Source organism: Achromobacter veterisilvae, from assembly GCF_900496975.1.
In the GTDB taxonomy this organism is placed as follows: domain Bacteria; phylum Pseudomonadota; class Gammaproteobacteria; order Burkholderiales; family Burkholderiaceae_B; genus Achromobacter; species Achromobacter veterisilvae.
In genome coordinates, this window is sequence record NZ_UFQC01000018.1 from 1 (window position 1) to 11935 (window position 11935).

Here is an 11935-nt window from a genome sequence, read left to right on the forward strand (position 1 = left end):
TGGATGGGTGTGTCCCGATCCCCAGCTCCCACTGAACACATTTCGGTGGGGGCTACAGAACCATACAAGGATGGGTGCAGCGCGAGAGTCCTTGAGCTAGCACTCAAGCGCCGAACGCGCGCAACCCATGCGGCCGTGAGAGGCCGTCTTCGCCGTTCGGTGTCAGACACCCGTGACGACCGGCCCCGGTTCGGGGCGGCATTTCGTACGGGTGTCTGACACCTTGCATCCTACGGCACGCTTCAGCCCGCGTGCTCGATCACCAGTTGCACCGACACCATCCCGTTCCAGACGTTCTGCTCCAGGCGGTAGGCGGCCTGGATGTGTTCCGGCAGCGACTGGTCGTGGCCGAACCAGATGGCGTCGAAACGCTGGTGGCCGCGTTCCAGCGACAGCTTCAGGTGCTTTTCGCCGACCAGGCGCTGGTTGCGCACCACGAATTCGTCCAGGAACAGGGGGGCGGCGAAACCCGCGCCCCAGACCTGCTGTTGCAGCATGCCGGCCACGTCGGCGTTGGCATAGCCCGATTCCAGCGATCCGTCGGTCTCGATGACCGGCTCGAAAGCATCGCGGCCGGTCAGTTCGCGCACGGCGGCGTCGAAGGCGGGGGCGAAGGCGGCGAAATCCTCGCGGCCGAGCGTCAGGCCGGCCGCCATGGCGTGGCCGCCGAACTTGCGTATCAGGTTGGGGTGGCGCTTGGACACCAGGTCCAGCGCGTCGCGCAGGTGCACGTCCGGGATGGAGCGGCCGGAACCGCGGATTTCGTCGTCGCCGGCGGGCGCGAAGGCCAGCGTGGGCCGCCAGAATTTTTCCTTCAGGCGCGAGGCCACCAGCCCCACGACACCCTGGTGCCAGCCGGGATCGAACACGCAGACGGTGGCGCCGGCGGCCGCGTTCGGCTCTTCCATGGCGGCCAGCGCCTGTTCGCGCATCTCGGCCTCGATCGTGCGGCGCTCGCGGTTGATGTTGTCGAGTTCGCGCGCCATTTCCAGCGCCTGGGCCTCGTCGTCGGTGGTCAGGCAGGCGATGCCCAGGCTCATGTCGGCCAGCCGGCCCGCGGCGTTGATGCGCGGGCCCAGCGCGAAGCCCAGGTCGAAACCATTGGCGCTGCGCGGTTCGCGGCCCGCGACGGCGAACAGGGCGCGCAGCCCGGGCTGCAGGCGGCCCGTGCGCATGCGCTGCAGGCCCTGGGTGACCAGCAGGCGGTTGTTCGCGTCCAGCTTGACCACGTCGGCCACCGTGCCCAGCGCGACCAGGTCCGACAGCGCGTCCAGGCGCGGGCCGCCGTCGGGCGCGTACACGCCGCGCCGGCGCAGTTCGGCGCGCAGCGCCAGCATCATGTAGAAAATGACGCCCACGCCCGCCAGGTTCTTGGACGGAAAGCCGCAGCCGGGCTGGTTGGGGTTCACGATGGCCAGCGCGGCCGGCAGGGTGTCGCCGGGCAGGTGGTGGTCGGTGACCACCACGCCGATGCCGGCGGCGTTGGCCGCGGCCACGCCGTCCACGCTGGCGATGCCGTTGTCCACCGTGATGATGATGTCGGGCTTGCCGGCGCGGTGCCGGCAGGCCAGTTCCACGACGGCGGGCGACAGGCCGTAGCCGGTCTCGAAACGGTTGGGGACCAGGAAGTCCACGTCGGCGCCCATGGCTGACAAGGCCCGCAGCCCGACCGCGCAGGCGGTGGCGCCGTCGCAGTCGTAGTCGGCCACGATCAGCAGCTTCCTGCCCGCCTGGATGGCGTCGGCCAGCACGCCGGCGGCATGCGCCGAATGCGTCAGGCCGGCGGGCGGCAGCAGGGACGGCCAGGCCAGCCGGGTCTGGTCGGGATGGGTGACGCCGCGGGCGGCCCACAGGCGGGCCAGCAGGGGATGGATGCCCGAGGCTTCCAGGACGCGGCAGGCGTCCAGGTCGGACGGGCGGACAGTCAAGCGGGGTGAGACCACCAGGCGCTCCAGTTTTTCTTGGGCGCGGGCAGCAAGCCGAGCAGGCCCCCGCGCGGTTTCAGGGTAAGGGCGGCCTTGCGGTCGTCGCCCAGCAGCAGCAGTTCGACGGGCGCGCCGGGCAGCCCGTTCTTGCCGGCCAGCGGGCGCAGGTGCTGCGCGTCCAGTTCGGCCAGGGCGTCCAGCCACGCGGCCCAGTCGCCGTTGCGCTGGGGGGCGTCCAGCCCGGTCAGCACGCGTTCGGGGCCGGCCGCGGCGACAGGCCAGGGCGAGCCGCCGCCGTACAGCCACAGCGCGTTGACCGGCGGCAGGCCGCGGGCCGCGCGCGCCTCGTTGACGGGGTGGCCGTGCCACGCCATCTGTATTTCGTTCAGCAGCCGGCGCCACGGGCGCGTCTGCGCGTCCTGGCGCCACCAGTCGTTCAGGCGCTGCCCGGCCACCGCCAGGGGGCTGGCGGTCTGGGGGCGCAGGCCGTCCGGCAGCCGCAGGCGCCAGCGTTCGGGCGACAGCGGTTCGGCGGCGAAGCCCGTGTCCTCGAAGAGGGGGCGGGCCGTTTCCAGCAGGGCGGCGGTTTCCTCGGCGCGCAGGTCCATCATGCCGGGGTCCAGCAGGGTGGCCTGGTCCGTGCCCAACGCCAGATGGACCAGTTCGGCCAGCCAGACGGCCTCGCCGCCATCCGCTTGCCCGGCGGCCAGCAGGGGGCCGAGGCCGGCGCCTTGCAGCAGGCCCGGCTCGGGCGTGTAGCCGGCGCGGGACAGTTGCCACGATTCGAAGGCGGTACAGCCATGGGCGCGCACGTCGTAGGCCTCGGGCCGGGCGGCGCCGGCCCGCAGCCAGCCGTGCAGGGTGGGCGCGCGTTCGGGCAGGAGCTTGGCCAGTTCCGAAGCGACGGGGAGGGCGGGCAAGGCGCCCGGAATAACAATGAGCATGGCGGCGATTGTAAGCCCCCTATACCCCGGGGAACTAAGCGGCGCGGCCGCTGCCTTAGCCTGAAGCGAAACGTGCTTTCCGGTGCGGGTCGTCCCTCCGCCCGTTAATGCCATAATGCGCACGTGCTGAAAATACCCTACGAACTCTGGATAGGCGCCCGCTACGCCGGGCTGGCCCGAATCCGCCAGCGACGCGGGCGCCGCGATCGCTTCATCTCTTTCATCGCCGCCAGCTCCATGGCGGGCATCGCGCTGGGCGTGGCCGCCCTGATCGTCGTGCTCTCCGTCATGAATGGTTTCCAGAAAGAAGTGCGCGACCGCATGCTGTCGGTGCTGCCGCACATCGAACTCTACATTCCCGGGGCCGTGCCGGAGCGGGTGCTGGAGCAATGGCAGCAGTTCGCGTCCGCCGCCGAGAAGAACACCGCGGTCAAGGCCGGCGCGCCGTTCGTGGCGGCGCAGGGCATGCTGGTGCGGGGGCAGGCCTTGCGCGGCGTGCAGGTGCGCGGCATCGATCCGCAGTCCGAAGGCAATGTGTCGGACCTGCCCAGGCAGATGGTCTCGGGCAAGCTCACCGACCTGAAGCCTGGCGGCTTCGGCGTGGTGCTGGGCAACGAACTGGCCGACGGCATGGGCGTGAAGCTGGGCGACACCCTGCTGATGATGGCGCCGCAGGGCTCGATCAGCCCGGCGGGATTCACGCCGCGCATGCGCCAGTTCACCGTGGTGGGCGTGTTCTCGTCCGGCCACTATGAATACGATTCCTCGCTGGCGTTCGTCGACGACGAGGACGCCGCCCGCGTGTTCCGCGAGAGCGGCACCGCCGGCGTGCGCCTGCGCATTGCCGACATGCAGCGGGCCCCGGAAGTGGCGGCCGAACTGCAGAAGGTGCTGCCGCCCTACGTGATGGCCAGCGACTGGTCGCGCAACAACCGGACGTGGTTCGCGGCCGTGAAGACCGAAAAGCGCATGATGTTCCTGATCCTGGCGCTGATCGTGGCGGTGGCGGCGTTCAACCTGCTGTCCTCGCTGGTGATGGCCGTGAAGGACAAGCAGTCCGACATCGCCATCCTGCGCACGCTGGGCGCGGGCCCCCGGGAGATCGCGCGCATCTTCCTGGTGCAGGGCGCGCTGATCGGCGTCATCGGCACGCTGCTGGGCGTGGCGGGCGGCATCCTCATCGCCTACAACGTCGACGTGATCGTGCCGTTCATCGAGGGCCTGCTGGGCGTGCATTTCCTGCCGCGCGAAATCTATTTCATCAGCGCCTTGCCGTCGGACCCCCAGATGGGCGACATCGCCACCATCGGCCTGACCTCCCTGGTGCTGTCGCTGCTGGCGACCCTGTATCCCAGTTGGCGCGCCTCGCGCCTGCAACCCGCCCAGGTGCTGCGCCATGACTGACAACCTGACTCCCGCGCTGCAGGCCGACAACATCGTCAAGGTCTACGACGAAGGCCCCGCGCGCATCGAAGTGCTCAGCAACGTCAGCCTGTCCGTCGCGCGCGGCGAGATGGTCGCCATCGTCGGCGCCTCGGGCTCCGGCAAGAGCACGCTGCTGCATATCCTGGGCCTCCTGGACGTGCCGACCAGCGGTTCGGTGTCGGTGGACGGCCAGCTTGCCGTCGGGCTGTCCGAGAGCCGCAAGAGCGCGGTGCGCAACCGCAGCCTGGGCTTCGTCTACCAGTTCCACCACCTGCTGCCGGAGTTCTCCGCGCTGGACAACGTGGCGATGCCGCTGATCGTGCGCCGCGAGAACCGCGACAAGGCCCGGGAGGCCGCCCGCGATGTCCTGGGCCTGGTGGGCCTGGCCGCCCGCGAAGAGCATTTCCCGGGGCAGTTGTCCGGCGGCGAACGGCAGCGCGTGGCGTTGGCGCGCGCGCTGGTGACCCGTCCAGCCTGCGTGCTGGCCGACGAGCCCACGGGCAACCTGGACCGCCACACCGCCCACAATATGTTCGAACTGCTGACGCGGGTGAACCGGGAGTCCGGCACGGCGTTCGCCATCGTGACGCACGATCCGGAACTGGCCGCCCGCGCCGACCGCCAACTGCTCATGGAAAACGGCCGCCTGGTTTCGGGTTGAGCGGGGCGGGTGGATAATCGGGGCTGGGGCCCGCGCGCGGCTCCTTTCCGTGTCAACAGGCCCCGGGAGGCCGAGCCCATGCTGATCGACACCCACTGCCATCTGGATGCCCCCGAGTTCGACGCCGATCGCGAGCAGGTGGCCGACGATGCCTGCGAGGCCGGCGTCCAGTCCATCGTGATCCCGGCCGTCGAACGCGCCAATTTCTCCGTCGTGCGAGAGCTGGCCGGCCGGACGGCCGGCGGCGCCTACGCGCTGGGCATCCATCCGCTCTACGTGGGGCGCGCGTCCGACGCCGACCTGGACGCGCTGCGCGCCGCCGTCGAGGACGCGCTGGGGGACCCCCGCTTCGTCGCCATCGGAGAGATCGGCCTGGACTTCTTCGTGCCCGAGATCGCCTCGGGCGAACCGCGCGAGCGCCAGGAACGCTTCTATGCCGCGCAACTGGCGATGGCGGCGGAGTTCGGCCTGCCGGTGCTGCTGCACGTGCGCAAGTCGCAGGACATCCTGTTGAAGTACTTGCGCCGCCATCCGCGCATCGGCGGCATCGCCCATGCGTTCAACGGCAGCGCCCAGCAGGCGCAGGCATTCATCGAGCAGGGGTTCGCGCTGGGCCTGGGCGGCGCGATGACCTACGAGCGCGCGCTGCAGATCCGCCGCCACGCGGTAGAGGTGGACCTGGAGCACCTGGTGCTGGAGACCGACGCGCCGGACATTCCGCCCGCCTGGCTCCATCCGCCCGACCGGCGCAACCGCCCCGGCGAACTGGCGCGCATCGCCGAAGTGCTGGCCGAACTGCGGGGGCTTTCGCTCGCGCGGGTTGCGCATGCCACCTCGGCCAACGCCATGCGGGTGCTGCCGCGCCTGCCGGCGGCCATTCTGGCCGACGCCGACTGATCTCCGTCCCGTTTTTTTTGGCTGCGCGATAACGGAAGTTGTTGCGTGAATACGTCATTTTTCTAAGAATTGTCTGAAACCTTTGATTTAGCTGAACAAAACCTGACAAATAATTGAACGTATTAATAGGAATGAATATCATTGGCGTTCCCTAAAAGAACCCAATCGGCGCCTTGCGCCAATCGCCCGGAAAAGGGCGGTTTTTTCTTGTCATTCCTATGCCCACACAGAAAAGCTTGAACGGCTCCGGCCGCACCCGTTCTCCACATCGCCTGCCTGTCCGCCAGTTGCCGCTTGCGCTGGCCCTGGCCGCCGCAGGGGCCGCCCATGCGCAAAGCGAAGACACCATGGGCGTGGCTCAACTGGATACCGTCGTGGTGACCGCGTCCGGTTTCGAGCAGGAGATCAAGAATGCGCCGGCGTCCATTTCCGTCATTACCCGCGAACAGTTGGAAACCAAGCCCTTCCACAACCTCGCCGACGCCGTCGCCGATGTCGAAGGCGTGACGGTGGAGCGGGGCGGCAAGGCGGGCGGCATGAACATCAGCATCCGCGGCCTGCCCAGCGACTACACGCTGGTGCTCGTGGACGGCAGGCGTCTGAACCAGAACAGTTCCGGCGCGCGCCCCAACGGCTTCGGCGACGTGGACACGAACTTCATTCCTCCCATGGCGGCGATCGAGCGCATCGAAGTGGTGCGCGGCCCGATGTCGACGCTGTACGGCTCCGATGCGATGGGCGGCGTCATCAACATCATCACGCGCAAGGTCAGCCAGGAATGGACCGGGCAGGTCACGCTGGACGGCACGGCGCAAGGCGACAACCGCTACGGCAACAACTATGGATCGGCGTTCTACCTGAGCGGCCCGCTGGTGACCGACAAGCTGGGCCTGACCCTGCGCGGCGGGCTGTACCGCCGCCTGAGCGCGCACGGCAGCTATCCGGCCAATCAGGCCGAGTCCGACAGCGGCGAATACACGGGCGACATCGCCAGCTTCAGCGGCCTGGGCGACAGCCTGCAGCGCAACGTCGGGCTGCGCCTGGCGCTGACGCCCAACCGCAACCATGACATCCTGTTCGACGTCGACAGCAACTGGCAGACCTACGACAACGCCAACGGCGAACTGGGCACCCTGAACGACAGCGTGGCGCCCAACCGCCAGGGCGGGGGCTATGAGCCCGAAATGAAGTTCAACCGCCAGCGCTATGCGCTGACGCACCTGGGCCGCTACGCCGGCTCGATCAGTTCCGATACCAGCCTGGTGTACGACACCACGGAAACCATCGGGCGCACCAATCCCATGAACGCGCCGCGCCGTCCCTCCGACGGCGACAAGCGCGACCTGGAATACGACAACTGGGTGTTCGACACCAAGTGGACCATGCCGCTGTTCAACGACCGCCACAATCTGACCATGGGCGGCCAATGGCGCGAACAGCATTTCAAGGACACGCTGGTATCGGCGCCGCTGGACATGAAGCAGTACCAGTGGGCCCTGTTCGCCGAAGACGAATGGCGCATCGTGGACGACCTGGCGCTGACCATGGGCGCGCGCTACGACCGCAACGAGCAGTTCGGCGGCAAATGGAGTCCCCGCGGCTACCTGGTGTGGAACGCCACGCCGGCGTGGACGTTCAAGGGCGGCGTGAGCAAGGGCTACAAGACGCCCGACATCAACCTCATGACCGACGGCATCATCGGGCTGGGCGCGCAGGGCACCATGCCGCTGCTGGGCAATTCGCAGCTCAAGCCCGAAAGCAGCACCTCGTCCGAACTGGGCGTGCTGTTCGACGACGGCGCGGGGCTGACCGGCAACCTGACCGCCTTCCACACCAAGTTCAAGGACAAGATCGACAGCCAGAACGTGCCCAACTGCCTGGCGGTGGGCGGCCCGGCGCCGGGGTGCCTGGACCTGGGCGTGTGGGAACGCAACGGCGTGCCCGTCGCCAACTTCTCGCAGCGGGTCAACGTGGATTCGGCCACCATCAAGGGCTTCGAATTCGGCGGCCGCGTGCCGCTGTACGCCGGCTGGTCCTTCAACGCCAACTACACGCTGACCGCAAGCGAAGTGACCTCGGGCGCCAAGCAGGGGCAGCCGCTGGGCTCGCAGCCCAGGCACGCCCTGAACCTGGGCCTTAACTGGAAGATCAACGACCAGTTCAATACCTGGGTGCGCGGCGAGTACCGCGCCAAGCAGTTCAACGACATGAACTGGGAAAAGGAGCAGGTGTTCTACAGCCCGTACTGGCTGGCCAGCCTGGGCGGCTCCTACGCGGTCAACAAGAACGTGACCTTGTCGGCATCGGTGCTCAACCTGTTCGACAAGAACTTCGTGGACTACGGCCCCACGAAGACCGGCACGTCGGCGCCGGCGGCCAATGCCAACTGGTCGAACTCCTACCGGCAGGTGCTGGAAGGCCGCCGCCTGTGGGTGTCGGCGAACATCACGTTCTGATGGCAGTGAACGCCCGGCTCCGGCCGGGCGTCGTATGGAAACGCACCGCGAAAAGTAGTAACGTACGTAATTATCTGGTGCGTACCGTATGTCTGCCACTGCCAAGTCCAATCGAGTCCCGCCGCGGTCCGCGGCCCAGGCGTCATCGTTCGATCCGTTCGAACAGGCCATGCGCGACTTGTCGCGAAGGCTGGGCCCGGATAGCGGCAATCCGTTGCAGCAGGCCGTCCTGTCGCGCCTGCTGCAGCACACGGCGTTGCGGCTGACGGATGCGCTGGATGCGCCATTGCGGCCGCATGGCCTGAATTCCACCCTGTGGACGGCGCTGGTGGTCATCTACAGCAGCCAGGACCACGAGCTGATGCCGTCGGCGCTCAGCGTTTTCATGAATTCATCGCGCACCAACATCACGCGCGTTTCCAGAGAACTGACGAAACAGGGCTTCGTGCGGCGGATCGCCAGCGCGCATGACGGCCGCCAGGTGCTGCTGCAACTGACCGGCAAGGGGCGGCGCTTCGTCGAAGACCACCTGCCGCTGCGCCGCGCCCAGATGACCCGCATCTTCGCGGCGTTCGACGCCGCCGAACTGGAGCAGTTCGAGGCGCTGGCGCGCAAGCTGTTGCGGGCGGCCGAATAGGATCCGGGCCGCCGCGCCATCATGACTGCCGACCTTCCCGTCCGGCCCGCTCCCGCGCCGTCCCACCGGCTGATGATTACGGTGTCCATCATGATGGCCACGATCATGCAGACCCTGGACAGCACCATCGCCAACGTCGCGCTGCCGCACATGGCGGGCGGCCTGTCCGCATCGCAGAGCCAGATTACCTGGGTGCTCACGTCCTACATCGTGGCCGCGGCGATCGCCACGCCCGTCACCGGCTGGCTGACGGGGCGCTATGGGCGTTCGCGGATATTCCTGGTCGCCATCGCCGGCTTCACGGTCATGTCGCTGCTGTGCGGCGCCGCGGCGAACCTGGCGGAGATCGTCGTTGCCCGCCTGCTGCAAGGCGCGTTCGGCGCGGCGCTCGTCCCCTTGTCGCAGTCGGTCATGCTGGACATCAATCCTCCGGAACGCCATGCGCGCGCCATGGCGACGTGGGGTATGGGGGTCATGCTGGGGCCCATCCTGGGCCCGACCCTGGGCGGCTGGCTGACCGACAACATGAGCTGGCGCTGGGTGTTCCTGATCAACCTGCCGGTCGGCCTCCTGTCTTTCGCGGGGGTCTGGTTCTATCTGCGCGACGAGGGAGCGGCGCGCAAATCGGGTTTCGACTGGTTCGGCTTCGCGACGCTGGCCATCTTCGTGGGCATGCTGCAGCTAGTGCTCGACCGGGGAGACCAGGTCGACTGGTTCGAATCCATCGAGATCCGCATCTATGCCGCCTGCGCCGCCATCGCGCTGATCTACTTCATCATCCACACGGCCACCGTCGGCGCGGCCTCGTTTCTGAACGTCAATTTGCTGCGCGACCGCAATTTCGTTACCGGCACGGCGTTCTATTTCGTGGTGGGGCTATTGCTGTACGCCACCCGCGCGCTGCTGCCGCCCATGCTGCAGACGCTGCTGGGCTACCCGGTAGTCACGACGGGGCTGGTCACCGCGCCAAGCGGCTTGGGCACCATGGTGGCGATGCTGGTCGCCGGCCGCGCCGTCGGGAGGCTGGACGAACGCCTCATCATAGGATTGGGCCTGGGGCTGACTGCGCTGTCCTTGTGGCAGATGGCCAATTTTTCGCCCGAAATCACGGAATGGGGCGTGGCGTGGCCAGGGTTCGTCCAGGGACTGGGCCTGGGTTTCACCTCGGTCCCGCTGACCACGCTGACCTTCTCCACGCTGGACCGGGCGCTGCGGCCGGAAGGAACCGCCATTTTCAGCCTGTCGCGCAACATGGGGAGCAGCATCGGAATATCCACCATGCAGGCGCTATTGACCCGCAATACCGTGATGATGCACAGCTCATTGGCGGCCTACGTGACGGTGGGCGCTTTGCAGGCGCGTCCGGATGGCTTCGACAAAGTATTCGACCTGGGCACGCGGGCGGGCCTGGCGGGCCTGGATGCGGTAGTGCAGAACCAGGCGGCGTTCGTCGCGTATCTCGACGACTATCGATTGATGATGTGGCTGACGCTGGCCACGCTGCCGTGTCTGCTGCTGATGCGGGTGCGCAAGCGGAGCGTGGCCGCGCCGCAGGAGGAGCCGCTGCATATCGCGGCGGAATAGGGGGCCCCCGCGGCTCAGGCGTGCAGCCGGGGCAGTTCCAGCCGCACGCTCAAGCCCTGCGGCGACAGGTTGCGCGCCGACATGCGGCCCTTGTGCGCGGCCACCGCGGCCTGCGCGATCGACAGGCCCAGCCCGGCGCCGCTGCCAGGCTTGCGAGCGCCCGACGTGGTGCGGTAGAAGGGTTCGAACAGGGATTCCAGCTCGTCGTGGGCCACGCCCGGCCCGCGGTCCTCGATCTCCAGGCAGGCCTCGCGCGCGCTGACCAGGAGCCGCACGCGTATCGTGCTGTGCGCGGGCGCGAAACGCAGGGCGTTGCGCAGCACGTTTTCGATGGCGCTGGCCAGGCTGCAGCGGTCGCCGATGAGGGGCACGGCGGGATGTTCGTCCCAGTCGATGCGGATCTGCCGGCCGCCGGCCTCGTAGCGGGCGTCCTCGACGACGGCGGACACCACCTCGGCCAGGTCCAGCGTGTCGGTGGGCACGGGCAGGGCGCCCAGCCGGGCCAGCCGCAGCGTGTTGCCGACCAGCGAGTCCAGGCGCTCGCATTCGCGTTCGATACGGTCTAGCTGCAAGTCCTGGCGTTCGTCCTTGCGCCGCGCCAGCTCGGCCGCCAGCCGCAGCCGGGCCAGGGGAGAGCGCAGTTCGTGGGCGATGTTGTGCAGTAGCTGTTCGCGGGTGTCGACGAAGGCTTTCAGGCGGTCGGCCATGGCGTTGAAGTCGCGCGCCAGCAGGCCCAGTTCGTCCTGGCGCCGGGCCAGTTTCGGCGGGGTCTGCGCATCGAGGCGTCCGGCGGACAGGGCGTGCGTGGTCTGGCGCAGTTGCGTCAGCGGCGCCGCCACGTGGCGGGTCAGGGCCCAGCAGAACGGGGCGGTCACCGCCAGGGCGAACAGCAGCAGCGCCAGCGCCACCGGCGAGAGCTCCAGCACCTCCCAATGCGAGGAGTCGAACGGCAGGAACAGCATCAGCAGTTCGGTGCCGTCCGGCAGCGCCAGCCATTGCGGCTCCCACCAGGAGACGCGCTCGGCCTCGGGGGCGGCGGGCACGTCGTCCGCCTGGGACGGGCGGTCGGGCGCGGCGCGGTACGAGGTCAGCCAGTCATGCATGCGGGTGGGCAGCCGCCGTCCGAGGATGTCGGCATCCTGGGCGTCCATGATGTAGATCTTCAAGGCCGAGTAGCGCTGGTCCATCGCCTGGACCCAGCGTTCGAGGCCGTCCTTGCCCTGCGTGCGCGCGATCTGCGCGGCGTCGCGGGTCAGGCTGGCGGGGTTCAGGCCGTCCAGGGAATTGAAGCGGTACCAGGCGACCGCGGCGGTGAGCATCATGCCGCACACCAGGATGACGGCCATCGCGCTCCAGAAGGTCAGGAAGGCGCGCCAGAAGAGCGAGCGGGCGGGCAGCCAGGCCAT

General features: G+C 68.3%; 9 protein-coding genes. 6 read left to right on the top strand and 3 right to left on the bottom strand.

What is annotated here, in order from left to right; translation table 11 throughout:
- Positions 1-242: 242 nt before the first annotated feature.
- Complete coding sequence (gene recJ / locus AVE30378_RS17395; protein ID WP_129242124.1) at positions 243-1943, bottom strand: single-stranded-DNA-specific exonuclease RecJ; 1701 nt, start codon at positions 1941-1943, stop codon at positions 243-245.
- Positions 1925-2869: a hypothetical protein gene (locus AVE30378_RS17400; protein ID WP_129242125.1), complete on the bottom strand. Its 945-nt coding sequence runs from the start codon at positions 2867-2869 to the stop codon at positions 1925-1927. The genes recJ and AVE30378_RS17400 overlap by 19 nt, the downstream gene beginning before the upstream one ends.
- 171 nt (positions 2870-3040) lie before the next feature.
- Here AVE30378_RS17400 and AVE30378_RS17405 point away from each other — a divergent pair, with 171 nt between their 5' ends.
- The 6 genes from AVE30378_RS17405 to AVE30378_RS17430 all read left to right on the top strand — a co-directional run bounded on the left by AVE30378_RS17405 (position 3041) and on the right by AVE30378_RS17430 (position 10529).
- Positions 3041-4273 carry a lipoprotein-releasing ABC transporter permease subunit gene (locus AVE30378_RS17405; RefSeq protein WP_244235088.1) on the top strand — a complete coding sequence of 411 codons (1233 nt, stop codon included), beginning with the start codon at positions 3041-3043 and terminating at the stop codon, positions 4271-4273.
- Entirely contained in the window at positions 4266-4955 is a 690-nt protein-coding gene (locus AVE30378_RS17410; RefSeq protein WP_129242127.1) for an ABC transporter ATP-binding protein, read from the top strand. The genes AVE30378_RS17405 and AVE30378_RS17410 overlap by 8 nt, the downstream gene beginning before the upstream one ends.
- 78 nt (positions 4956-5033) lie before the next feature.
- Positions 5034-5852, top strand: a complete 819-nt coding sequence (locus AVE30378_RS17415; protein WP_129242128.1) for a TatD family hydrolase — start codon at positions 5034-5036, stop codon at positions 5850-5852.
- Positions 5853-6070: 218 nt separating this feature from the next.
- Complete coding sequence (locus AVE30378_RS17420; RefSeq protein WP_129242129.1) at positions 6071-8308, top strand: TonB-dependent receptor domain-containing protein; 2238 nt, start codon at positions 6071-6073, stop codon at positions 8306-8308.
- 88 nt (positions 8309-8396) lie between these two features.
- Positions 8397-8945: a MarR family transcriptional regulator gene (locus AVE30378_RS17425; RefSeq protein WP_129242130.1), complete on the top strand. Its 549-nt coding sequence runs from the start codon at positions 8397-8399 to the stop codon at positions 8943-8945.
- Between the two features lie 21 nt (positions 8946-8966).
- Positions 8967-10529 carry a DHA2 family efflux MFS transporter permease subunit gene (locus tag AVE30378_RS17430; protein WP_129242131.1) on the top strand — a complete coding sequence of 521 codons (1563 nt, stop codon included), beginning with the start codon at positions 8967-8969 and terminating at the stop codon, positions 10527-10529.
- Between the two features lie 14 nt (positions 10530-10543).
- Here AVE30378_RS17430 and AVE30378_RS17435 read toward each other — a convergent pair whose 3' ends face one another.
- A complete protein-coding gene (locus AVE30378_RS17435) occupies positions 10544-11935 on the bottom strand; it encodes a sensor histidine kinase (protein WP_129242132.1) in 1392 nt (463 codons plus the stop codon).

Excerpts from the sequence above, each read along its gene's own strand:
- AVE30378_RS17400 (WP_129242125.1), bottom strand. The coding sequence starts at position 2,869 with ATGCTCATTGTTATTCCGGGCGCCTTGCCCGCCCTCCCCGTCGCTTCG.
- AVE30378_RS17410 (WP_129242127.1), top strand. The coding sequence starts at position 4,266 with ATGACTGACAACCTGACTCCCGCGCTGCAGGCCGACAACATCGTCAAG.
- AVE30378_RS17415 (WP_129242128.1), top strand. The coding sequence starts at position 5,034 with ATGCTGATCGACACCCACTGCCATCTGGATGCCCCCGAGTTCGACGCC.
- AVE30378_RS17420 (WP_129242129.1), top strand. The coding sequence starts at position 6,071 with ATGCCCACACAGAAAAGCTTGAACGGCTCCGGCCGCACCCGTTCTCCA.
- AVE30378_RS17425 (WP_129242130.1), top strand. The coding sequence starts at position 8,397 with ATGTCTGCCACTGCCAAGTCCAATCGAGTCCCGCCGCGGTCCGCGGCC.
- AVE30378_RS17430 (WP_129242131.1), top strand. The coding sequence starts at position 8,967 with ATGACTGCCGACCTTCCCGTCCGGCCCGCTCCCGCGCCGTCCCACCGG.
- AVE30378_RS17435 (WP_129242132.1), bottom strand. The coding sequence starts at position 11,935 with ATGGCCTGGCTGCCCGCCCGCTCGCTCTTCTGGCGCGCCTTCCTGACC.